This window comes from Pseudomonas sp. L13 (assembly GCF_009935965.1).
GTDB lineage: Bacteria > Pseudomonadota > Gammaproteobacteria > Pseudomonadales > Pseudomonadaceae > Aquipseudomonas > Aquipseudomonas lactis.
In genome coordinates, this window is sequence record NZ_QODJ01000025.1 from 38014 (window position 1) to 61757 (window position 23744).

21 protein-coding genes are annotated in these 23744 nt (G+C 60.5%); 12 read left to right on the forward strand and 9 right to left on the reverse strand.

The annotated features are described in order from the left end of the window. Positions 1-27: 27 nt before the first annotated feature. A complete protein-coding gene (locus DK871_RS29145) occupies positions 28-150 on the forward strand; it encodes a PA1414 family protein (RefSeq protein WP_003193089.1) in 123 nt (40 codons plus the stop codon). 206 nt (positions 151-356) lie between these two features. Here DK871_RS29145 and DK871_RS14430 read toward each other — a convergent pair whose 3' ends face one another. Together DK871_RS14430 and speB are read right to left on the reverse strand one after the other, a co-directional pair. Further along, a complete protein-coding gene (locus DK871_RS14430) occupies positions 357-1739 on the reverse strand; it encodes a sodium:solute symporter (protein WP_161905501.1) in 1383 nt (460 codons plus the stop codon). Positions 1740-1904: 165 nt separating this feature from the next. Beyond that, complete coding sequence (gene speB, locus DK871_RS14435) at positions 1905-2855, reverse strand: agmatinase (protein WP_065909690.1); 951 nt, start codon at positions 2853-2855, stop codon at positions 1905-1907. A gap of 257 nt (positions 2856-3112) precedes the next feature. Here speB and DK871_RS14440 point away from each other — a divergent pair, with 257 nt between their 5' ends. The 7 genes from DK871_RS14440 to DK871_RS14470 all read left to right on the forward strand — a co-directional run bounded on the left by DK871_RS14440 (position 3113) and on the right by DK871_RS14470 (position 10897). Further along, positions 3113-4006, forward strand: coding sequence for a LysR family transcriptional regulator (locus tag DK871_RS14440; protein WP_032895879.1), 894 nt, complete (start codon positions 3113-3115; stop codon positions 4004-4006). Positions 4007-4013: 7 nt separating this feature from the next. Next, positions 4014-4613, forward strand: coding sequence for a tRNA-uridine aminocarboxypropyltransferase (locus DK871_RS14445; RefSeq protein WP_161905502.1), 600 nt, complete (start codon positions 4014-4016; stop codon positions 4611-4613). Between the two features lie 105 nt (positions 4614-4718). After that, on the forward strand, positions 4719-5621 hold the full coding sequence (cysM, locus tag DK871_RS14450) for a cysteine synthase CysM (RefSeq protein WP_003193080.1): 903 nt from the start codon (positions 4719-4721) through the stop codon (positions 5619-5621). Then, positions 5621-6973 (forward strand): 23S rRNA (uracil(1939)-C(5))-methyltransferase RlmD, encoded by a 1353-nt coding sequence (gene rlmD / locus DK871_RS14455; protein WP_161905503.1) that lies wholly within the window; start codon positions 5621-5623, stop codon positions 6971-6973. Before cysM ends, rlmD begins: the two co-directional genes overlap by 1 nt. Before the next feature lie 121 nt (positions 6974-7094). After that, positions 7095-9338 carry a GTP diphosphokinase gene (gene relA, locus DK871_RS14460; RefSeq protein WP_003193076.1) on the forward strand — a complete coding sequence of 748 codons (2244 nt, stop codon included), beginning with the start codon at positions 7095-7097 and terminating at the stop codon, positions 9336-9338. 154 nt (positions 9339-9492) lie between these two features. After that, the gene (mazG, locus tag DK871_RS14465; RefSeq protein ID WP_161905504.1) at positions 9493-10326 is read left to right on the forward strand and encodes a nucleoside triphosphate pyrophosphohydrolase; all 834 of its coding nucleotides are present in this window, start codon (positions 9493-9495) and stop codon (positions 10324-10326) included. Positions 10327-10351: 25 nt separating this feature from the next. Then, on the forward strand, positions 10352-10897 hold the full coding sequence (locus DK871_RS14470; RefSeq protein WP_014719402.1) for a DUF2058 domain-containing protein: 546 nt from the start codon (positions 10352-10354) through the stop codon (positions 10895-10897). 66 nt (positions 10898-10963) lie between these two features. Here DK871_RS14470 and DK871_RS14475 read toward each other — a convergent pair whose 3' ends face one another. From DK871_RS14475 to purM, 7 genes are all read right to left on the reverse strand, one after another. Then, complete coding sequence (locus DK871_RS14475) at positions 10964-13084, reverse strand: TonB-dependent receptor (RefSeq protein ID WP_161905505.1); 2121 nt, start codon at positions 13082-13084, stop codon at positions 10964-10966. A 2-nt stretch (positions 13085-13086) separates the two neighbouring features. After that, positions 13087-14307, reverse strand: coding sequence for an MFS transporter (locus DK871_RS14480; RefSeq protein WP_161905506.1), 1221 nt, complete (start codon positions 14305-14307; stop codon positions 13087-13089). Then, positions 14297-16222 carry an IucA/IucC family siderophore biosynthesis protein gene (locus tag DK871_RS14485; protein ID WP_161905507.1) on the reverse strand — a complete coding sequence of 642 codons (1926 nt, stop codon included), beginning with the start codon at positions 16220-16222 and terminating at the stop codon, positions 14297-14299. Before DK871_RS14485 ends, DK871_RS14480 begins: the two co-directional genes overlap by 11 nt. A gap of 186 nt (positions 16223-16408) precedes the next feature. Beyond that, entirely contained in the window at positions 16409-16597 is a 189-nt protein-coding gene (locus DK871_RS14490; protein WP_003193064.1) for a hypothetical protein, read from the reverse strand. Between the two features lie 364 nt (positions 16598-16961). Continuing rightward, entirely contained in the window at positions 16962-17675 is a 714-nt protein-coding gene (locus DK871_RS14495; RefSeq protein ID WP_161905508.1) for a DUF3108 domain-containing protein, read from the reverse strand. An 8-nt stretch (positions 17676-17683) separates the two neighbouring features. Further along, positions 17684-18334, reverse strand: coding sequence for a phosphoribosylglycinamide formyltransferase (purN, locus tag DK871_RS14500; protein ID WP_161905509.1), 651 nt, complete (start codon positions 18332-18334; stop codon positions 17684-17686). Then, entirely contained in the window at positions 18334-19392 is a 1059-nt protein-coding gene (gene purM, locus DK871_RS14505; protein ID WP_014719398.1) for a phosphoribosylformylglycinamidine cyclo-ligase, read from the reverse strand. The genes purN and purM overlap by 1 nt, the downstream gene beginning before the upstream one ends. A gap of 341 nt (positions 19393-19733) precedes the next feature. On the opposite strand from purM, the gene DK871_RS14510 reads away from it, so the two are divergent. The 4 genes from DK871_RS14510 (at position 19734) to DK871_RS14525 (ending at position 23650) form a co-directional block, all read left to right on the forward strand. Continuing rightward, positions 19734-20774 carry a DUF2066 domain-containing protein gene (locus tag DK871_RS14510; protein WP_161905510.1) on the forward strand — a complete coding sequence of 347 codons (1041 nt, stop codon included), beginning with the start codon at positions 19734-19736 and terminating at the stop codon, positions 20772-20774. A 55-nt stretch (positions 20775-20829) separates the two neighbouring features. Further along, the gene (locus DK871_RS14515; RefSeq protein WP_003193054.1) at positions 20830-21903 is read left to right on the forward strand and encodes an AI-2E family transporter; all 1074 of its coding nucleotides are present in this window, start codon (positions 20830-20832) and stop codon (positions 21901-21903) included. A 203-nt stretch (positions 21904-22106) separates the two neighbouring features. Then, entirely contained in the window at positions 22107-22811 is a 705-nt protein-coding gene (gene hda, locus DK871_RS14520; RefSeq protein ID WP_003193052.1) for a DnaA regulatory inactivator Hda, read from the forward strand. Between the two features lie 209 nt (positions 22812-23020). Beyond that, on the forward strand, positions 23021-23650 hold the full coding sequence (locus DK871_RS14525; protein ID WP_003193051.1) for a C40 family peptidase: 630 nt from the start codon (positions 23021-23023) through the stop codon (positions 23648-23650). The last annotated feature ends 94 nt before the right edge of the window (positions 23651-23744 follow it).

Genomic DNA, 23744 nt, shown 5'->3' on the forward strand with positions numbered 1-23744 from the left:
CCAGCACTACCCTCAAAGGGGGCAATCATGAAAGAGAAAATCCAAAACTGGCTCCACGACCTTGGCGTTGCATTGGGCTTGATCGAGCCTCCGCTGCAACCGGTGCCGATCCGCACGGATGACGAGCAGCGCCGGCCACGTCGCCGCTAATCACGCGGTCTAAAAAAATGTGGGAGCGGGCTTGCTCGCGAATAGGCTGTATCAGCCAAAATAAGGTTGAATGACATACCGCTTTCGCGAGCAAGTCGAATCGTCGCACCGCCGCTCCCACAGTTGTTCTGCACTAGGCGAAAAAAAACGGGCGCGACCTCCGACGTCGCGCCCGCTGAAGAAAATATTCCCGTCCTTGTTATAGCTCAAACCACCGCAGCCGCCACCTTGGCCGGCCGACGTGACAGCAAGCTCATCAGCACAAAGCTCACCAGCGCCACCGCCAGGCTGTAGTAGATCGGCGTGTTTGCATCCAACCCATCCTTGAACATAAACACCAGCGCGGTCACAAAGCCCAGGCTCATGGACGTGATTGCGCCCGAGGTTGTCGCGCGCTTCCAGAAGATCGCGCCGATCAAGGGCACCAACATACCGCCCACCAACAGGTTATAGGCCAGGGTCAGGGCGCTGATCACGTCGTTCACCACCAAGGCGATGCCCAGCACGGCAATGCCGGTCAACAGGGTGAACAAGCGGTTGATACGCAGGCTCGACGCCTTGCCGCCGCGCAGGCGAGGCAACAAGTCTTCGGTTAACACAGTGGAGGCGGCGAGCAGGCCGGCGCTGGCGGTGGACATCATGGCGGCCAGCGCGGCGGCGATGACCAGGCCGCGAATGCCGTCCGGCAGCGAAGCTTTGACGATCGCGGCGAAGGCATTGTTGACGTTGTCCAGGTCCGGGATCAGCACATGGGCAGCCATGCCGATCAGCGCACAGGCCAGGCCGTACAGGATGCAATAGAAGCCGGCGAAAGTGCCTGCGTACTGGGCGACCTTTTCATCACGGGCAGTGAACACCCGTTGCCAGATATCCTGGCCGATCAGGATGCCGAAGAAGTAGATCATGAAGTAGGTGATGATCGTGTCCCAGCCGATCGTGGTGAAGCTGAAGTTCGACGCTGGCAGCTTGGTCACCAGCTCATCCCAGCCACCGACGCGGTACAAGCAGATCGGCAACAGGATGAACATCAGGCCGACGGTCTTGATCACGAATTGCACAATGTCGGTGAGGGTCAGCGACCACATGCCACCGATGGTCGAGTACACCACCACCACGCCGCCGCCCACCAGTACCGACATCCAGAACGGCAGGTCGAACAGCACTTGCAGCACGGTGCCAATGGCCAGGATCGAGGTCACGCCGATCATCAGCGCGTAGGCCAGCATGATCACCGCGCTGGCCTGGCGGGCCATGGGGTTGTAGCGTTTTTCCAGGACCTGGGTGACGGTGAAGATTTTCAGCTTCAACAGCGGCTTGGCCAGGAACAGGTTCAGGGCAATGATGCCCGCGCCGAGCGCGGCGCACAGCCAGAAACCCGAAATACCATGTACATACCCCAGGCGCACGGTCCCGACGGTGGAGGCACCGCCCAGCACCGTGGCGGCCATGGTGCCCATGTACAGTGACGGTCCGAGGTTACGGCCGGCGACCAGGTAGTCTTCGTGGGTCTTGGCGCGACGCATGCCATAGTAGCCGAGCACCAGCATGCCGGCGGCGTAGATGAGTACGACGAATAAATCCAAAGCCATGACGGCGGTTCTCCGATTATATTTTTTATGGGCGATCAGGCGGCAGCTGGCTCGGTAAGCACGCGAGCGAAAGTCAGGTACATCGTTGTGGGGGATCTGTACGATCCCCTTGGTTGTTAATGTGGAGACGCTGTTTTTATCGTTCTCAACCCGCGTTCGCCGTTATCAGCGATGCGCGACGCCAGGCAATACGCAGAGCATTTCGTACAGCAAGTTGGCGCCCAGCAGCGAGGTGTTGCCGGTGGTGTCGTAGGGCGGCGACACTTCTACCAGGTCGCAACCAATCAGATCGAGGCCCTGGCAGCCACGGATGATTTCGATGGCCTGGATGGTGGTCAGCCCGCCGATTTCCGGGGTGCCGGTGCCGGGTGCCCAGGCGGGGTCGATGCCGTCGATGTCGAAGCTCAGGTATACAGGGCCGCCGCCGACTTTTTCTCGCACTTCGGCCATCAGCGGCGCGAGGGAGTGATGCCAGCATTCTTCGGCCTGGACCACGCGGAAGCCTTGCTTGCGGCTCCAGTTGAAGTCTTCGGCGGTATACCCCTGGGCGCGCAGGCCGATCTGCACCACGCGGTCGCAATCGAGCAAGCCCTCTTCCACGGCGCGGCGGAAGGTGGTGCCGTGGGCAATTTTCTCGCCGAACATATGGTCGTTGACGTCGGCGTGGGCATCGATGTGCACCAGCCCGACCTTGCCATGTTTTTTGTGGATCGCCCGCAGGATCGGCAGGGTGATGGTGTGGTCGCCACCCAGGGTCAGGGGGATGACGTCGTGCTCGAGGATCTCGTCGTAGGCCTCTTCGATGATGCGCACCGCGTCAAGCAGGTTAAAGGTATTGATCGCCACGTCGCCGATATCGGCCACCGACAATGAGTCGAAGGGGGCAGCGCCGGTGGCCATGTTATAGGGCCGGATCATCACCGACTCGGCGCGGATTTCCCGTGGGCCGAAGCGCGTACCGGCGCGCAGCGAGGTGCCGATATCCAGAGGTACGCCGACGAAGGCGGCGTCCAGGCCCTTGGCGGTTTGCAGGTGGGGAAGACGCATCATGGTGGCGATGCCGGCGAAGCGCGGCATTTCGTTGCCGCCCAGTGGTTGGTGGAAAATCTTGTCCACGGGATTGCCTCATCGTTGTTTTGGTTGTCAGGGGCCGATTCTGCGAAAAGCCTGGCGTAGGAAGAATCGGCAGAGGCAAATACTTAGTTCAGATTTTTCTGAACTAAAGCCTGGGTTAAACTCCCTGATCCCTGTAGGAGCGAGCTTGCTCGCGAAAAACGTCAACGATGATGCGCAGCCCCAGAATGTACGCGGCGTCCTCAGGTTTTTCGCGAGCAAGCTCGCTCCTACAGTTAGTTGAAGTTTATGGAGCCACCATGGCCAACGCCTTGCCCGACCTGAAACTCCTGCGCATCTTCGTCAGCGTCGTGCGCCATCAAGGGTTCGCCAATGCCCAGCACGAACTCAACCTGTCGACGTCGGCCATCAGCACCTACATGAGCCAACTCGAATCTGCCTTGGGCCTGGTGCTGTGCCATCGTGGCCGTGGCGGCTTCAGCCTGACCAGCAAGGGCGAGCTGTTTCATCAGGAAACCCTGCGCCTGTTGGGCGAACTCGAAGGTTTCGAGCAATACGCCGCTGCGTTGAAAGGCGAATTGCGCGGCACCCTCAAGCTGGGGGTGCTCGACTCCACCGTCAGCGACAAGGCCTTGCCGTTCGCCGAAGTGATTGGCGCCTACAGCCTGGAGCACCCGGCGGTGCATTTGCACCTGTCGGTGATGAGCCCCTACGAATTGCAATTGGGGGTGCAGGACAACCGCCTGGACCTGGCCATCGGTGCGTTTTCCAACCGCATGAGCGGGCTGGTCTACATGCCGCTGTACCGCGAACAGCACTGGTTGTATTGCAGCACACGGCACCCGCTGTTTAACGAGCGGCGCATCCCGGAACAAGTGATCACCCAGCAACGTATGGTCGGGCGAGGTTACTGGAGCCAGGCCGAGCTGGCGCGCCACGGCTTCAAGCACAGCGCTGCGACGGTGGAAAGTATGGAGGCGCAACTGATTCTGGTGTTGTCGGGTGCTTATATTGGCTATCTGCCGGAGCATTACGCCCAGGCCTGGGCTGACAAGGGCGACCTGCGCGTTTTGCTGCCGGCCACCTTTGGTTACCAGGCACCGTTTTCGATGATCATGCGCCGTGGCCGCAGCCGTGAGCCACTGATCCAGACCTTCCGCGATTTGCTCAAGACCCAGCTCAACCAGGCCTGAACACACCATGTCCCGACCCCACTGCCTGCGCTGCCTGCGCCCCACCACGCACTGCCTCTGTGCGCTGATCCCCCACCTCGACAGCCGCACCCGCGTGTTGCTGTTGCAGCACCCGAGCGAGGTCGGCCATGCGCTCAATACTGCGCGGTTGGCGGCGTTGGGCCTGAACAATGCGCAGTTGGTGGTGGGGGAGGTGTTTGATGATCTACCTACGCTATTGAACCCGACTGGCTATCGGGCACGCCTGTTGTTCCCGGCGGATGACGCCGAGCCGCTGCACGCCTACGCACCTGACGATCAGCCACTGCTGTTGGTGGTTCCCGATGGCACCTGGCGCAAGGCACGCAAGCTGTTGCACCTCAACCCTTTGCTGGCGGCGTTGCCCCGGGTGACATTGGCCGACGGCGGCGTTTCCCGCTATCGCTTGCGCAAGGCGCCGGGGCCTGGCGCCTTGTCGACGGTCGAAGCCATCACGCAAGCGCTGCAGGTATTGGAAGCGCCGATGTCGTTTGAGCCGCTGCTCAAACCCTTTGAAGCGCTGATCGAAGGGCAGATTACCGCGATGGGCGCTGAAGTTTTCCAGCGTAACCATGGCGACCCGACATAAACGCTGCTTATGCCTTTAAGCCATAAGCACCGCACTTTGCGTGATATGGCCCGCCGGCCTTTCCCGGTATGATGTGCGCCCCGCAGTCTGGATTGCGAATACGCCATGACCTTGCAGTACCCAACAATCGCCGATTGCGTCGGCAACACGCCCCTGGTCCGCTTGCAACGCATGGCGGGTGAAACCAGCAATACCCTGCTGCTCAAACTCGAGGGCAACAACCCGGCCGGCTCGGTCAAAGACCGCCCGGCGCTGTCGATGATCGCCCGTGCCGAGTTGCGTGGGCAGATCAAACCCGGCGACACCCTGATCGAAGCCACCTCCGGTAACACCGGGATCGCCCTGGCCATGGCCGCGGCGATCAAGGGCTACAAGATGGTGCTGATCATGCCCGACAATGGCAGTGCCGAGCGCAAGGCGGCGATGACCGCCTATGGTGCCCAGCTGATCCTGGTTACCCAGGAAGAAGGCATGGAAGGCGCTCGCGATCTTGCCGAGCGCATGGCCGCCGAAGGCCGTGGCGTGGTGCTCGATCAGTTCGCCAACGGCGACAACCCCGAGGCGCACTACACCAGCACCGGTCCGGAGATCTGGCGCCAGACCCAGGGCACCATCACCCACTTCGTCAGCTCCATGGGCACCACCGGTACCATCATGGGCAACTCGCGCTACCTCAAGGAGCAGAACCCGGCGATCCAGATCGTCGGCCTGCAACCGATGGAAGGCGCGGCCATCCCGGGTATTCGCCGTTGGCCCGAAGAGTATTTGCCGAAGATCTACAACGCCACGCGGGTAGACCGCATCATCGACATGGCCCAGCGCGAAGCCGAAGACACGACCCGCCGCCTGGCCCGTGAAGAAGGCATCTTCTGCGGCGTGTCCTCCGGTGGCGCCGTGGCCGGTATGTTGCGCTTGTCCAAAGAAGTGGAAAACGCGGTGATCGTCGCGATCATCTGTGACCGAGGCGACCGTTACCTGTCGACCGGCATTTTCGACGAACCCAACTGATGGCCAAGCACGAGAGAGGCCTGCGCTTCCAACCGACGGGCGGCAGCCGGGCCCCACAGATACCCGTGGGCAAGAAACAGCGCCTGACCATCGAGCGCCTGGCCAATGACGGCCGGGGCATCGTGTTCTTTGAAGGCCGCACCTGGTTTGTGAATGGCGCGTTGGCCGGCGAAGAGGTGGAAGCACGGGTGTTGGGCGCCCATGGCAAAGTGGTCGAGGCGCGTACCGAACGGGTGTTCCAGGCCAGCGAACTGCGTCGCCCAGCACCCTGTGCCCATGTTGGCCGCTGCGGCGGTTGCAGCGTGCAGCACCTGCCCCATGAAGAACAACTTGCCCTGAAACAGCGCATGCTCGTTGAGCAATTGTCCCGGGTGGCCGGCGTCGAGCCGCAAGAGTGGGCAGCGCCGTTGAGCGGGCCGGAGTTCGGTTATCGGCGCCGCGCCCGCGTGGCCGTACGTTGGGACGCCAAGGCGAAGAAACTCGAAGTGGGTTTTCGCGCCGTGGCCAGCCAGGACATCGTCGCTATCGATGATTGCCCGGTGCTGGTACAGGCCTTGCAACCGATCATGCAGCGTTTGCCAACGATGCTGCGTCGCTTGAGCAAACCGCAGGCGTTGGGGCATGTCGAGTTGTTCAGCGGTTCGTCCATCGCCGTGTTGCTGCGGCATATGGCACCGTTGTCCGAGGCTGACCTGCAGATCCTCAAGGAATTCTGCGCCTTCCATGACGCCCAATTGTGGCTGCACGGGGAAGGGCAGCCGGAGCCCGTTGAGCCGGGTCAGGCCCTGGGCTTCCGTTTGGATGCCTGGGACTTGGAGCTGGCGTACCGGCCGGGCGACTTTGTGCAGGTCAACGCCGGGGTCAACCAGGCGATGGTCGCCCAAGCGCTGCAATGGCTGGCGCCACAAGCCGACGAACGGGTACTGGACCTGTTTTGCGGCCTGGGCAACTTCGCCCTGCCACTGGCTCGCCACGTACGCGAAGTGGTGGCGGTGGAGGGCGTACAGGCCATGGTGGACCGTGCGGCCCTCAATGCCGTCAGCAACGATTTGCATAACGTGCAGTTTTTTCAGGCCGATCTGTCCCAGCCTTTGATCGACGCAGAATGGGCCAAACAGGGCTTTTCTGCGGTACTCTTGGACCCACCCCGCGATGGTGCCCAAGAGGTTGTGCGCAAGCTTGCTACCCTTGGAGCCAAGCGCCTGGTGTATGTGTCCTGCAACCCAGCCACGCTGGCGCGGGACACGGTTGAGTTGGTCAAGCAAGGCTACCGGCTAAAGCGTGCCGGGATCCTCGACATGTTTCCGCAGACCGCGCATGTCGAGGCCATGGCGTTATTTGAAGCGGGCTAGGATGCCCGTTTAATCCGACTGGCCTGCGTTCTCCAGGGCCTGAACACTGCCACGGAGCTCGCAGTAAAAGTCGGCGATGATTTTGGCGCATCGAAGGTGCGTCGTAGGGAAGGTAAGCAAGATGGTACAGGTGAGAGCACACCAGCCGATCAACACCGACGGCAGTATCAATCTCGAGGCATGGCTGGATCATGCCGTCAGTGTCGACCCGGCACTGGACCGTGAAGCCTTGAAAGCAGCCTGCGAGTTCGCTCGTGAGTCTGAACAGCAAGACAATGCGGCCAAGAACCTGTGGGCCGAGGGCACTTCAAGTTTTCGCACTGGCCTGGAAATCGCCGAGATCCTCGCCGATCTCAAGCTGGACCAGGATTCGCTGATCGCCGCCGTGCTCTATCGCGGCGTGCGCGAAGGGCACATTGCGTTGCCGCTGGTCAGCCAGCGTTTCGGCGCGGTGGTGGCCAAGCTGATCGACGGCGTGCTGCGCATGGCGGCCATCAGCGCCAGCCTCAGCCCGCGTCAGTCGATGGTGTTGGGCACCCAGGGCCAGGTAGAGAACCTGCGCAAAATGCTGGTAGCGATGGTCGACGACGTACGCGTCGCCCTGATCAAGCTGGCCGAACGCACCTGCGCGATCCGTGCGGTGAAGACCGCTGATGACGAAAAACGCAACCGCGTGGCCCGTGAAGTCTTCGACATCTACGCGCCGCTGGCCCATCGCCTGGGCATCGGCCACATCAAGTGGGAGCTGGAGGATTTGTCCTTCCGCTACCTGGAACCCGACCAATACAAACAGATCGCTACGCTGCTGCATGAGCGGCGACTGGACCGCGAGCGCTTTATCAGCGACGTGATGGGCCAGTTGCGTTCGGAGCTGCAGGCCACCGGCGTGGATGCCGACATCAGCGGTCGCGCCAAGCACATCTATTCCATCTGGCGCAAAATGCAGCGCAAGGGCCTGGCCTTCAGCCAGATCTACGACGTGCGTGCAGTGCGCGTGCTGGTGCCGGAAATGCGCGACTGCTACACCGCGCTGGGTATCGTCCACACGCTGTGGCGGCACATTCCCAAGGAATTCGACGACTACATCGCCAACCCCAAGGAAAACGGCTACCGCTCGCTGCACACGGCGGTAATCGGCCCTGAAGGCAAGGTGCTGGAAGTGCAGATCCGCACCCACGCCATGCACGAAGAGGCCGAGCTGGGGGTGTGTGCGCACTGGCGCTACAAGGGCACCGACGTCAAGGCCGGTTCCAACCAGTACGAAGAGAAAATTTCCTGGCTGCGCCAAGTGCTGGAATGGCACGAGGAACTCGGCGATATCGGCGGCCTGGCCGAGCAACTGCGCGTGGATATCGAGCCGGACCGGGTCTATATCTTCACGCCTGACGGCCACGCCATCGATTTGCCCAAGGGCGCCACGCCGCTGGACTTTGCCTACCGCGTGCACACCGAAATCGGGCATAACTGCCGCGGCGCCAAGATCAACGGGCGCATCGTGCCGCTCAACTACAGCCTGCAAACCGGTGAACAGGTCGAGATCATCACCAGCAAGCACGGCACACCGAGCCGCGACTGGCTGAACCCGAACCTGGGCTACATCACCACCTCGCGGGCGCGGGCGAAGATCGTCCACTGGTTCAAACTGCAAGCGCGCGACCAGAACGTCGCCGCCGGCAAGACCTTGCTTGAACGCGAACTGGCGCGCCTGGGCCTGCCTCAGGTGGACTTCGACAAGCTGGCCGAAAAGGCCAACATGAAGATCGCCGAAGACATGTTCGCCGCCCTCGGCGCGGGCGACCTGCGCCTGGCGCAACTGGTCAACCTGGCCCAGCAACTGGTCGAGCCGGAGCGCGGCAACGAACAGCTGGAGCTGATCCCGCGCAAAGCCACCGGCTACAAGCCGGGCAAGCGTGGCGATATCCAGATCCAGGGCGTGGGCAACCTGATGACGCAAATGGCCGGCTGCTGCCAGCCGTTGCCGGGCGACGCCATTGTCGGCTACATCACCCAGGGCCGTGGCGTGAGCATTCACCGCCAGGACTGCGCCTCGGTACTGCAGCTGGGCGGGCGCGAGCCGGAGCGGATCATCCAGGTCAGCTGGGGCCCGGTGCCGGTGCTCACGTATCCGGTGGACATCATCATCCGTGCCTACGACCGTTCCGGCTTGCTGCGTGACGTCTCGCAAGTGCTGCTCAACGAGCGGATCAACGTGCTGGCGGTCAACACCCGTTCGAACAAGGAAGACAACACTGCGTTGATGTCCCTGACCATCGAGATTCCGGGGTTGGATGCACTGGGACGGCTGCTGGGGCGCATTTCCCAGTTGCCGAACATCATCGAAACCCGGCGCAACCGCACCCCATGATTAGCTGGATAAACGCGGACTGAATTGTGGGAGCTGCTTCATGTGGGAGCTGGCTTGCCTGCGATAGCATCACCTCGGTCTAACTGATGCACCGAGTCGCCGGCATCGCAGGCAAGCCAGCTCCCACATTAGATATTCAGCGGAAAGAGACACGATGTATTCACTCGAAGACCTGCTGCACCTGATGAGCCGCCTGCGCGACCCGCAATACGGCTGCCCGTGGGACATCAAGCAAACCTACGCGACCATCGTCCCGCACACGCTGGAAGAAGCCTATGAAGTGGCCGACGCCATCGAGCGCGGCGACTTTGACCATCTGCAAGGCGAGCTGGGCGACCTGCTGTTCCAAGTGGTGTATTACAGCCAACTGGCCCGGGAAGAAGGGCGCTTCGAATTTGCCGGCGTGATCGACAGCATTACCCGCAAGCTGATCCGACGGCATCCTCACGTGTTCCCAACGGGCGACCTGTACGCGCCGCTGGATATCCCGCGGTTGAGCGAAGAACAGGTCAAGCAGCGCTGGGAGCAGATCAAGGCCGAGGAGCGCGCAGAAAAGTCCGACGCTCCCGAGCAACTCTCCCTGCTCGATGATGTGCCCGCCGCCTTACCGTCGTTGTCCCGCGCGGCCAAATTGCAAAAGCGCGCCAGCCAGGTCGGTTTCGACTGGCCGTCCGCGTTGCCGGTGGTGGATAACGTGCGCGAAGAGTTGGACGAAGTGCTCGAAGCCATGGCCGATAACGACTCGGTAGCCATTGCCGATGAAGTCGGCGACCTGCTGTTTGCCGCGGTCAACCTGGCCCGTCACCTCAAGGTCGACCCGGAAACCGCCTTGCGCGGTGCCAATGCCAAGTTCGAACGACGTTTCCGATTTATCGAACAGGCATTGCGCGATACGCACCAACCCATAGAAGATTGCACCCTCGAAGAGTTGGACGCCCTGTGGGGCGAAGCCAAACGCCAGGAAAAGAATGTGTCCAGCTGCGGTTGAGCAGCTGCCTAAGTGAGTAAGCACCATGAGCCTTTCCCTTCGCGACCAGTTGCTCAAAGCAGGTCTGGTCAACCAAAAGCAGGCCAAACAGGTCGGCAAAGAGAAGCAGAAACAGCAGCGCCTGGTCCACAAGGGCCAGGCCGAAGTCGATGATACCCAGGCGCGCCTGGCCGCTGAGGCACACGCCGAGAAGGTCAAGCGTGATCAGGAGCTGAACCGTCAGCAGCAGGAAAAAGCCGAGGCCAAGGCGCGTACCGCCCAGGTCAAGCAACTGATCGAGACCTCGCGCCTGCCCAAGCTGACCACCGAGGACTACTACAACTTCGTCGATGACAAGAAGGTCAAGCGCCTGTCGGTCAACACGCTGATGCGCAACAAGCTGAGCAACGGCTCCCTGGCGATCGTGCACCACGGTGGCGGCTACGAGGTGATCCCGCGGGAAGCGGCGCTGAAGATCCAGGAGCGCGCTCCGGAGCGTATCGTGCAGCTCAACATCCTCACCGAAAGCCAGGTGCCGGACGAGGATGATCCGTACGCCGCTTACCAGATCCCTGATGATCTGATGTGGTAAGCCGCTGGAAATGACAAACCCCGCCAAAAGGCGGGGTTTGTGTTTTAAGCGTGCAGCACCAGCCGGTTACCAATCCACTGCGTAACTCAGGCTGAAGGTACGACCCTCGGCATTCGGGTACGGTGCGCGGGCGTTGGCCTGGGCGAACATGTTTTGGTAGTTGCGGTTGGTGAGGTTGTACACCGCACCTTCCAGGCGACCTACCGGCAACCTTACCGAGCCGAGCAGGTCGACCAGGGTGTAGCCCTGGATATCGCGACCGTTGTTGTCCTTGGCCGCCGCGTCATAATTGGCCAGGCGCATACCCTGCAAGCGCAGGCTGTAGTCGTCACGTTCATAGCCGACAAACGCTGTGGTCTTGGCGGGAGAGATACGGGTGGCAGGCAAGTCGATCCATTTGCCGTTCTGCTGGGTCTCGCCTTTGGCGTAAGCGTAAGTACCGCCGACGGACCATTGGTCGGTGATGTTATAGGTCAGGCCGGTTTCGACGCCACGCACGCGCTCTTTCTGATTGATCAGGCGCAGCACACGATCATTGGCATCATAGAACTGGGTGACATCCGAGGTGTTTTCATACGCGGTGACACTGGCCTGCCACTTGTCCCAGTCGCCACGCCAGCCCAGCTCGTAGCTGTCGACTTTAAGGGCCTGGGCATTGAGGTTCTGGATATCGTATTTGCTGTTCACGTCACGCAGGAAGCGCTGGATATCCGGCAGGGAAAAGCCCTGGCTGAAGTTGACGAACACATCCTGGTTGTCGGTCAGGTGGTACACCGCCCCGAGGTTATACAGCGTGTCATCGTATTTGAGCGTGCCACCGGGCAGCGTCGCGCGGTTGCCGGTCTGGACGATTTCGCCATACGCGATGCTGTCGGAGACCTTGCTCTCAATCCACTCGCGACGTACGCCACCGCGCAAGGTCCAGTTGTCGATGTCGTAGGAGAGTTGGCCAAAGATGGCTTTGGTGGTGGTCTCGATATCTGGGCCCAGTTCGAACGTGGTACCGGTTTTGGTGTAGGTCAGGCCATTGACCCGGTATTGGTCGCCACGCTGGCGTGAGGTTTCATGGTCGTAGTCCGCGCCCCATACCAGATTGCCCGTTGCCGGGCCGATGTCCGGCATTTGTGTGTCGATTGCAGCCCGCAGGCCGTAGACGTCCTGCACGCTGTTGTTGTCTGACACGCCTGCCCGGCCTCGGGACAGGTCTGGGAAGAACAGTGCATCCGCCCGCCGCCAGTAACTTTCCACCTGCAAACCCTGGCCGTAGAAATCCTTGTCGGCGTAGTTGAGGTTGACCGCCTGGTTATGGGTATAGGGTTGGTCGCCCAGGTCCAGGCCTTTTACGGCGACTGCGTTGCTGGTGATGCGTGGGTTCTTGGTGTAGCGAGTGTCTTGTTCGTCTTTATAGTCTTGCAGCGACAGGCTGATCTTCTTGTCATCATCAAGCTCATAGCCGAAGCGACCTTGCAGGTCGTAGGTATCGGTGTCCATGTTGCTGCCCTGGGACGTGTCCTGGGGAATGCGCTTGCCGTTACCGTCGAACTGATCGTTGCGCTGCACGGTGTTGCCCGAGAGGTACCAATCCACCGGGCCCTTGCGGCCCGTGGCGCTTTGGAACGCTTGGTAGGCGAACCCCTTGTGGCTGAAGTTGTTGCCGGCGGTCATGCCGATCTTGCTGCTGAACGCCAGGTCTTCACCTTGGTTGCGTTTGGTGATGATGTTGATGATGCCGCCCGATGCGCCTGCGCCGTAGACACTGCTGGCGCCGGAGATCACTTCGATGCGCTCGATGCTTTCCGGTGCCACGCTGTTGAGCTGGCGGAAGTTATCGCGCGTGGCGTTTTGCGAAACCCCGTCGATCAGGATCAGGGTATTGCGCCCGCGAAGCGTCTGGCCGAAGTTGCTCATGCCGCCGCTGGAAGGCGCGATGCCGGGCACCAGTTGGCCGAGGATATCGGCGACCCGACGTCCTGCACCTGTCTGCTGGCGGATTTGCGCTTCATTGATCACCTGCACCGAGCCTGGAATCTGCGCAATGCTGGTTTCGCTGCGCGTGGCCGAAACCACTGTCGCCTGCAGTTGCAGGCTGGTCGGCGTTGCCGGTGTCTGTTCGGTCTGATCGGCCCAGGCAGGGGCGCTTATCGACCCAAGAAGTGGCAGCAGTACTGCCCATTGCGATGTGTTCATGATCATGTCTCAGAGTTATTAGAAGTATTGACAGAAAAATCGGATGTCTCAGGCGCTCGCGCAAACGAACGGATGGCGCGGATACTCACGGCGGCCAGGGCATAGGTGAGTGCGACCAGCCAGAAGCTGTGCGCCAGGCCCACCCACCCCATGCCGATACCGCCCAACAAGGCGCCGCACAGCGCACCGGCTTTGGCGGCGCTGTTGCCCATGCCCAGGGCAAAACCCTGCTGGCTGTGCGCTACGGTAGTGGCGATGAGTGTGTAGGCCACGGGCAACAAAGCACCCTGCCACACGCCCCACAGCAGCCGGCTGGCGATAAACCCCACCCATTCACTGGCCAGTGCCGTGCAGGCCAGCGTGAAGGCGCAGGCCCACGTGACCCACTCGATGATGCGCAGCGTATGGGCTGGCTGATGCCGGTCGAACAGGCGGCCCCACAACGGCGCGGACAGTGCCAGGCTCAAGGCGCTGGCGCCATAGCTGGCGCCGATCAGCCACGCGGGTGCGTGCAAAACCTCGGCGACATACAGGGCGTAAAACGGTTGCGGCATCATCCTGGCTGCCTGGATCAATACGATGATCCCCAGCATCGCGCCAATCCAGCCTTTGGGGAGTGCGGCAGGCTGGGACGTGCGGGTAGGTCTCGATCGTGGTGAGTCGCTGGGTAAGAACGCGCTGATTATCGCGCACAACAGGCAGACGGCGGTGGCGCTGTAGCACAGCAATGCGAAACCGGATATGTCCATCAGCCAGCCACCCAACACCGGCCCGGCCAGGGAACCTACGGCGGTGGCTGATTGCAGCCGGGCAAGAATATGCCCGCGTCCGCCGTCACCGCAGCAGGCCAGCGCGTAAGCTTGGGCCGCGGCGATGAAACCAGCCAATGCGCCTTGTACCACGCGGATGACCACCAGCCACCACGGATCAGGCGTAATCGCAGCCAGCGCCTGGCACACCGCCAACGCCAGCAGCGCGCGGATAATCATGAGCTTATGGCCGGTGCGGTCGCCCAGTCTTCCCCACATAGGCGTCAGGATCATCGCCGCCATCATTGGCCCGGCATACACCAGCGAAGACAGCAGGCCGGTGTACTGGGCATTGGCAACGCCCAGCAGCTTCTGGATTTGCAGCGGCCAGAACGGGCCGCTCATTTCCATCGCCCCCATGGACACCAACTGAATCACCACCAGCAGCCGCAGCGCGGTGTTGTTAGTCGGCATTGGCGGCCGCGCTCAACGGGTTAGGCAGACGCCCGACGATATCGGCATGACTCTCCAGCAGGCGCATGCGCATGAACGACTTGGCCGGCCACGCGTGCTCCAGCAGTGCTTCGCGCTCGGTGGCCCAGCGCTGCGGGTCAACCTGCGTGCGCAGGTCGTCAAAACACTGGCTGACCTGAGCCGACAGTTCATGCCAGAGCAGCGCCTGGGGGATGTCGAAGTGGCGCGCAGCAAGCAGGATCAGCTCGCCCAAATGGCACATGAATACGGTGTGCAGCAGCTTGTCCCGAACGAAGCCTGCGTCGTCGTATAGCGTCATCTTCGGGTCGTGCAGTTCAATGTCCAGGCCGTGGGCGTGCAAGGTCTTGCGGTCGATTCGGATATCGCCGAAGTCGCGCAATAGCAGGCGGCTCAATTGTCCGTCTGCGGCCATCACCATGAAGGAGTTTTGCTGATGGGCCTCAAAAGCGATGCCATAACGCAAGTACATGCCCAGCAGTGCTGGCACGGTGATCGCTGCGTAGTCATGGAAGAACGCGAGCATGGCCGCCGCGTCATCCTTGCCTTGGCTCAGGCGCACCCATTGGCGCAGCAGCGGCTGGCCGTGTTGATCAATGGCAAACAGGCTGCCCACCGGTACGGCCATTTCCCCTGGCTGGAGTTGGCTCTGGGGATTGTCGCGATAGAGCACCGCCAGGTGGCGAGCGTGCTCATCATTGGCCGGTTGTGGCTGGAAGTGCACACCGATTCGCTCGGGAACGATGTTCAGGCGTTTTTGAATGACCGGTTCGCGTTCCAGGATGCTCAGCAGCAGATGGCTGATCCTTGGGCCCATGCGCGCTGAACGCGGCGATACGGTGCGCTGTACGCTGGTCAGGCGCAGTGACACGGGTAGCTTGACCATCGGCGCATCGCGACGGCCCTCAGGCAACACCGTCCTGAATGACATGGTGGGGTGGGCGGTAAACGCGACGATATCGGTCAGCACCAGCAGCTTGTCGCCAATTTCGTTGGCGAACAGTTGAGGCAGTTCCTGGCGTGCCTGCCAAGGGTGGGCGGGCAATGGCAGATAATCGCTTGCCTCAAGACCCTGTGCTTGCAGGACTGCGGTCAAGTGCTGTGCCGCTTGCGGGAAGCGCTCGCGCCACCACTGCCAGTAATCTGCGGTGCCGGCCAACTTTTCGACATGGGCAAATTGGCGATGCAGCGCGCACAGCAGCACGGGGAAGCGTGCTTCGAATTCCGGCGAATAGTCGATGACTTGTGCGGTATTCAGGCCCAGCTTGGTCTTGTAGTTGGGGTGCCATGGGTGACCCAATGTTCCCCACTGTTCAAGCACGGAAGTCGGGTTGATAACGCTCGGGCTGTTCTTGAGATGACTCAGCAGGTTGTCTTGATGCACCGGGTCCATGGACGCATGCAACTTGAGCGTCCATTGCTCATGGAAGGCCAGGCACAAGGTGTCGTTGATGAAGCTGTCGTCGATCTCGACGTTGAGGCGGTTGAGCACTTCCCGGTCGGCAGGCGACTCAAGGCTGGCGTTAAGCAGCGTCAACAACTGTGAGGGGAACTGGATTTTCTGTTCGGGCTGGCCTTCGCGCAACAGGATGACTTCGCCGCGCAGGTCCCAGCTTGCCATGCGACCAGGACGCAAATGTTCGAAACGCAGCCGGGCTTGGCAAGGCAGTGTCAGCGAGCAATGCCCACGTTCGTCATAAATGAGGGTGCTGGGGTCCAGCAGGCTTTCACGAAACAACGCTTGGATCAGGCGTTGGAAGCTACGTTCGGCGGCGGGTGCCAGCGTATTGATCAGTGCTTGGAGGCTGATGTGGCTGGCCTGAAATTGCGCAGTGGCAAGTGCTTCGCTCCAGCGTTCCAGTAACGCGTTTTCTGGCTTGCTGCTGTTTCCATGCATCAAATTGATTCCCTGATTCGTGAGCCTGAATGAAAGGTGCACGAATGATATCGAGAATCATTATTTGTGTGTGTTTTTGTTACATTTATTTATGGCGATTATTGACAAAAAAACCGCGCTCCAAAGGCGCGGTTTCTTGTTGACGGCCCGGCTGCGTGGGCCGGGCGTCCACATGATTTCAGAGCTTCAGGAGCTTTTTGCCTGGCGTTGCAGTTCGAGAGTTTCGAGCTCGTTCTTATAATTGTGGGCGTCGCTCTCGTTGTGGAACATGCCGACCAATACGTCTTGCTGATGGACATCCCAGATGTGAATCCCGTGGCCTACTGCTTCATGGGACATGTGTTCATCGTCGCGTTCAGTTACTTTTACAGTCATCTGCTTGCTCCAATCTCTGGTTGATCTGCGGCAAGTCGTCGCAGGCCTCTGTTATATGATTTGTTAGCTTGCTAAGTAAACTGATTTTGCGCGCAATAATTCATTGCAGGAAGCGCAACAATGCTGGAGGCCGCGTAAACCAAGGCATTGCGTCGCCATGGCAGAGGCTTTATGACAAAAGTTTCATGTTCAGGTCGACTAGGTTGACCTCGGAACCGCCATCGCAGGCAAGCCAGCTCCCACCTTGAAATGCATTCCCCTGTGGGAGCTGGCTTGCCTGCGATAGCGGTAGTGGTCGCGCTGAAAATTCCAGGCAAAAAAAAGCCCCGCATTCAGCGAGGCTCTTTTCCAGCACATCAGCGCATCAGCTACCTTTGACGGCCTGGCCGTCAACAGTGCCATCCTGCAGCATTATGTTGTACTCCTTGCCATCAGTCTCAACCTGGCGCAGGGCAACCAGGATGCCGCCCTGGTCCTTGGCAAACCACATCTGGGTGATGCGCTTGCTCTGCGACGGATCACGCACGCGCTCGACCTTGATCGCGTCGATCGAACCGACCTTGGTCTGGACCTTTTCCGAGCCGATCACGCGGAAGTCGTAGGTATCGGTATCGGTACCCTCAACTACGCGGTAGCTCATGCTCTTTTTGCCCGCAGCCACATCACGCTGCAGGGCGAGCTGATAGGTGGACTTGTCGAGCATGCCGCTTTCGAGAGTGACATTGACCGGGTCTTTGTTTTCAAAGCCGGTGACTTTCTTGGCGCTCTGGTCGAAATCCAGGTTGATCTTCTTCGCCTTGCCCAGGCCGCCGCGTTCGAAGCTGTAGCTCTTGGGTTGCAGGGTGTCCTTGTCGAACAGGATCACACTGGTTTCGGTCAGGCTGGCAATCATCATCGAGGCCTTGAAATTCAAGGTCCAGGTACCGTCGCCATTCTTGGCCAGGCTGCGTTCAGCCGAACCGCTCATGGGCAGTTGTTTCCAGTCGGCGGTGTAGCTGACGGAGAAGGGGTGAAGGTCTGCCGCTTGTACGGCAGGCAAAGCGAACAGCGCAAAAGCGAAAAGCAGGGCGCGACGCATAAAATCTCCTAGGTTCGAATCAAGTGGCCGCTGGCCGCGAGTAACTGACCGTCCAATAATGCACCCTGGTCGCCAAGAATCAACCGTCCTTCGGCAAACCAGCGAACAGCCAGCGGGTAAATCCTGTGTTCCTGGGTATGCACCCGTTGCGCAAGCGTCTGCGCCGAGTCGCCTGACTCTACCGGAACCACTGCCTGTACGACCAGAGGCCCGCCATCGAGTTCCTCGGTCACAAAGTGCACGCTGCAGCCATGCTCACTGTCGCCGGCGTCGAGGGCGCGCTGGTGGGTGTGCATGCCTTTGTACTTGGGCAGCAGGGAAGGGTGGATATTGAGCAGGCGACCTTCGTAGTGCCGGACGAAATCTGCGCTGAGGATGCGCATGAAACCGGCAAGGACCACGAGTTTGGGGTTGAAGGCGTCGATCAGTTCGATCAAGGCGCTGTCGAAGGCCTCGCGACCGTCGAACGCCTTGTGATCCAGGGAGCGAGTATCGATACCCGCGTCACGGGCGCGTTGCAGGCCGTAGGCGTCGCTGCGGTTGGAAATCACCGCAGCGATGCGCACCGGGCTGTCGCCGGTGCGCGTGCTCTCGATCAGGGCCTGCAAGTTACTGCCGGTGCCGGAAAGCAGCACCACGACATCACAGGTCTGGGGCATCAGTGAGCCTTGAGGTTCTTCAGTTCAACCTGGGCTGCGCCTTCGGCAGCAGTGGCGATCTGGCCAATGACCCAAGGTTGCTCGCCGGCTTCACGCAGCACGTTCAGCGCGGTTTCAACGTGTTCCTGCGCAACGCAGATCACCATGCCTACGCCGCAGTTCAGCACGCGGTGCATTTCGGTTTCGTTGACGTTGCCTTTTTCCTGCAGCCAATCGAAGACTGCCGGGCGCTGCCAGCTGGCCACGTCGACAATCGCCTGGGCGCCTTTTGGCAGGACGCGGGGGATGTTGTCCAGCAGGCCGCCACCGGTGATGTGGGCCATGGCCTTGACGGCGCCGGTGTCCTTGATCAGCTTGAGCAGTGGCTTGACGTAGATGCGGGTCGGCGCCATCAGCAGGTCGGTCAGTGGCTTGCCGTCGAGCTGGATGTTCTCGATGTCGGCGCCGGACACTTCGATGATCTTGCGGATCAGCGAGTAGCCGTTGGAGTGCGGGCCGGACGATGGCAAGGCGAGCAGGGCGTCACCAGCAGCGACTTTGGAGCCGTCGATGATCTCGGCTTTTTCCACGACACCCACGCAGAAGCCGGCCAGGTCGTAGTCTTCGCCTTCGTACATGCCTGGCATTTCAGCGGTTTCACCGCCGACCAGGGAGCAACCCGACAGTTCGCAGCCAGCACCGATGCCGGTCACGACCTGGGTCGCGGTCTCGACATTGAGCTTGCCGGTGGCGTAGTAGTCGAGGAAGAACAGCGGCTCGGCGCCGCACACCACCAGGTCGTTGACGCACATGGCGACCAGATCGATGCCGATGCTGTCGTGCTTGTTCAGGTTCAGGGCCAGGCGCAGCTTGGTGCCCACGCCGTCGGTGCCGGACACCAGTACAGGCTGCTTGTAGCCGGCCGGGATTTCGCAGAGGGCGCCAAAACCGCCCAGGCCACCCATGACTTCAGGGCGCGCAGTGCGCTTGGCGACGCTCTTGATGCGTTCGACCAATGCTTCACCGGCGTCGATGTCTACACCGGCGTCCTTGTAGCTCAGGGAGGGTTGCTTGCTCATGATCCAGGCCTTTAGGGGGGATTTCTGGGTAACGACCGGGCGGGCGGGGGCTTTTGGAAAGGGCCCTGCCGTTGACGGTCTGCGAAGGCGCGCGATTTTATCAGGCTTGAGGGGCAGCGGCCATCCTCGGGCCGACGGGCAGGGCATATGAGCTCAAAAAAATGCAAATCGGGCCGGTAATCGTGCGTATTAAGGTATAGCCTTGAACTCGCTAGCGTTATGACAGTATGAAAACTTACCGGGACCCTGTGAATGTTTTACCGGTCGCTGTGTCACAGCCTTGCCAAACCGAGATCACGCGGTCTGTTCCAACCGCTAAATTTGTCGTTCGGGAATCTTCCATGCGTCTGTGTAAATTCTTCTTTGTAGGCTGCTTGTCGTTGGTCAGCCTGGCGAGTCATGCCGAAACCCTCAATGGCCTCTATCAAGTACTTGAACCGGTCAGCAGCCAGTCGCCCCAAGAGCGCGACCAAGCCACCCAGCGTGCCGTGCAGACCCTGGTGATCCGCCTGACCGGCGACGCCAAGGCCGCCGATGGCCCGGGCCTGGCGGCGATCCGCAAAGATCCGCAACAAATCATCAGCCAGTACGGCTACGACGCCGGCCCGCCGGAAAGCCTGCAAGTGGACTTCGACCCGGTCAGCACCGACCGCGCCTTGCGTGATGCGGGCCTGTCGATCTGGGGCAGCAACCGGCCGTCAATCCTGGGGTGGTGGCTGAACGATTCAACCGAAGGCAGCAGCCTGGTCGGCGATGGCCAGGCCGTTGCCCAGGCCCTGCGCCGGGCCGCGCAGCACCGGGGTCTGCCGCTGCGCTTGCCGCTGGGAGACCTGGATGAACAGGTAGTCGCCACCGCGCCGAATCTTGAAAGCCCGGACGCCACGCCTTTGCGTGCAGCGTCCGAGCGCTACGGTGCCGATGCGTTGCTGGCAGTGCATGCGCGTCAGGAAGGCAGTCAATGGCAGGCCAAATGGCGCCTGTGGCTGGGCGACAAGGCTGAGGAAGGCGCCGCCCAAGGCGCTGACACTGCCGCGCTCGCCGACGCTGTCTTGCTGGCGGTCAGTCAAAAGCTGGCGCCACGCTTTGCCGTCAAGCCGGGCGTGAGCACTGAGCAACTGCTTGAAGTGCAAGGCATGAACCTGGAGCGCTACGCCGCCCTGGGTCGTTTGCTGGAGCCCTTTGGCGGCCAGCCGCATTTAGTGGATGGCAACCGGATTGTGTATCGCGTCAATGGCAGCGCCGAACAACTGCGCACCCAATTGAGCTTGGCCAAGCTGCAGGAAATTCCTGCTGGCGAAGCCCCGGCCCAGCCAGCCGTGGTCGATGGTGCGCAACCGGCGGCTGCACCTGAGCCTCAGGCGCAACTGCGTTTTCGTTGGTAAACGGTGTTCCTCCTTCTATATAGAAGAAGGGCGTAAATAACAGATGGAGTGGTTTATGGCGGATACGCGTCGTTGGGTGTGGCTTGGCGGGATTGTCCTGCTGTGCGTTTTTGTGTTCTTGCTGCATTCGATCCTGACGCCGTTCCTGGTGGCGCTGCTGCTCGCCTATCTGTTCGATCCGGTGGTGGATCGCCTGGAAAAAGTCGGCATGTCGCGCACCTGGGGCGTGATCACGGTGTTTGCGCTGTTCACGTTGATCATCACGGCGCTGGTGTTGATATTGGTGCCGATGTTGGCCAAGCAGCTGTTCCGCCTTTATGAACTGGCGCCGCAGATGCTCGACTGGTTGCAGCACACGGCAATGCCGTGGGCCCAGTCCAAGTTCGGGCTGGCAGATGGCTTCTGGAAGTTCGACAAGGTCAAGGCGGCCATCAGCGAGCATATGGACAAGACCACCGACATCGTCACGGTGGTGCTCAGCCAGGCAACCGCGTCGAGCCTGGCGCTGATCGGCTGGTTGACCAACCTGGTGCTGATCCCGGTGGTGGCGTTCTACCTGCTGCGAGACTGGGACATCATGATGGCCAAGATCCGCAGCCTGCTGCCCCGTGACCGCGAAGAGCGCGTGGTTTCACTGGCGGCGGAGTGTCATGAGGTGCTGGGTGCGTTCGTGCGCGGGCAGCTGCTGGTGATGCTGGCCCTGGGCGTGATTTACGCTGCCGGCCTGATGGCGATCGGCCTGGAGCTGGGGCTGTTGATCGGCTTGATCGCGGGCCTGGCGGCCATCGTGCCGTACATGGGCTTTGTGATCGGCATCGGCGCGGCGCTGGTGGCGGGGCTGTTCCAGTTTGGCGGCGACCTGTACCCGATGCTGGGGATTGTCGCGGTGTTCATGGTCGGCCAGGCCTTGGAAGGTATGGTGCTGACGCCACTGCTGGTGGGCGATCGAATTGGCCTGCACCCGGTGGCGGTGATATTTGCGATCCTGGCGGGGGGCGAGCTGTTCGGCTTTACCGGCATCCTGCTGGCGTTGCCGGTGGCGGCGGTGATCATGGTGCTGGTGCGCCATGTGCACGACCTGTACAAGGATTCGGACGTTTACACAGGGGTGGATGAGCCCGAGTTGTAATCGCAATGTCACAAACCCGGCCTTGGCCGGGTTTGTTGTTATGGGCGCCGGGTGCGTCAAACAATTCGCGTAAACCTGCGAGTTAACGCAAACCTTTGATTTTGCTTGTGGTCTGCTGCATTGTGCGCCCGGCGTCACGGGTATAAACTTTGCAAACTTTACACAGAGGCCACTAACGGTTCGATGGGAGCCGTTCAGTCAGCATGAAACCGATTCAGCTGCCCCTAGGTGTGCGTCTGCGTGATGACGCTACCTTTATCAACTACTACCCAGGCGCCAATGCCGCTGCACTCGGCTATGTCGAGCGGCTCTGCGAAGCCGACGCCGGGTGGACTGAAAGCCTGATTTATCTGTGGGGCAAGCATGGCGTGGGGCGCACCCACCTGCTGCAGGCCGCTTGCCTGCGTTTCGAACAGATGGGCGAACCGGCGGTGTACCTGCCCCTGGCAGAGTTGATGGACCGCGGCATCGGCATCTTCGATAACCTTGAGCAGTACGAACTGGTATGTCTCGACGACCTGCAGGCAGTGGCCGGCAAAGCAGAGTGGGAAGAGGCGCTGTTTCATCTGTTCAACCGCCTGCGCGACAGCGGCCGACGCCTGCTGATTGCGGCTTCTACATCGCCTCGTGAGCTGCCGGTGAAGCTGGCCGACCTCAAGTCGCGCCTGACCCTGGCGCTGATCTTCCAGATGCGCCCGTTGTCCGACGAGGACAAGCTGCGTGCGCTGCAACTGCGTGCTTCGCGTCGTGGCCTGCACCTGACTGACGAAGTCGGGCACTTTATTCTCACCCGTGGCACCCGCAGCATGAGTGCACTGTTCGATTTGCTTGAACAGCTCGACCAGGCTTCTTTACAAGCACAAAGAAAATTGACGATTCCTTTCCTGAAAGAAACCTTGGGTTGGTAACGTCTTGATTTTCCCTGTGTCGGCATTTTCAAGGCGTCAGAAAACCTGCGTTTGAGCCCAAAGGACTACGCAACTGAAGCGATAAATGGAATCACGGCTTAGATGGCATAGTCGAAACGATAAGTCACATAGATCACGATTGAATTTGCAAATCGATGTGATAGAGGGCATAGTCTCGGCTTCTTTACACATCAGCCACGGTCGTGCCCATGCTAAATCGCTTCGCACCCCTCGTGCCTCTCGCACTCGTTACCCTGTTGTTTGGTTGCGCCTCCCACCCTCAGCAGGTGGCAGAACAGCAAAAACCACAGGTTCAAAATCAGGCAAAGTTCGTTGCTGCACAGTCTGCTTCTGTTTATGAAGAAGAGGTGGCAACCGAGAAAGAACTCGCCGAGTTCTCTGACAGCAAGCCTTACCAACTGCCTCTTCTGGCCGACAGCATCCTTGAGCGCGGCATGTCCTTGATCGGTACCCGTTACCGTTTCGGCGGCACCTCGGAAGCCGGTTTTGATTGCAGTGGTTTCATTGGCTACCTGTTTCGTGAAGAAGCCGGCATGAATCTGCCGCGCTCCACGCGCGAGATGATCAACGTGAATGCACCGTTGGTCGCGCGAAACAACCTCAAGCCCGGTGATCTGCTTTTCTTTAGTACCAGTGGCCGCGGTCGTGTCAGCCACGCCGGTATCTACCTGGGCGATAACCAGTTTATTCACTCCAGCAGCCGCCGCAGTGGTGGTGTTCGGGTCGATAACCTGGGTGACAGCTACTGGAGCAAAACCTTCATCGAAGCCAAGCGCGCACTCGCCATGGCCCCGACCACGGTTACCGCTAGTAAGTAAAGTTAAAGTGATACTTGAAGTTTGACGTGTAAGCGCTAGAATCTCTGGACATTGTTGTCATCCGTTCGCGCGAGCTTTGCTTGCGCGTTCTGGT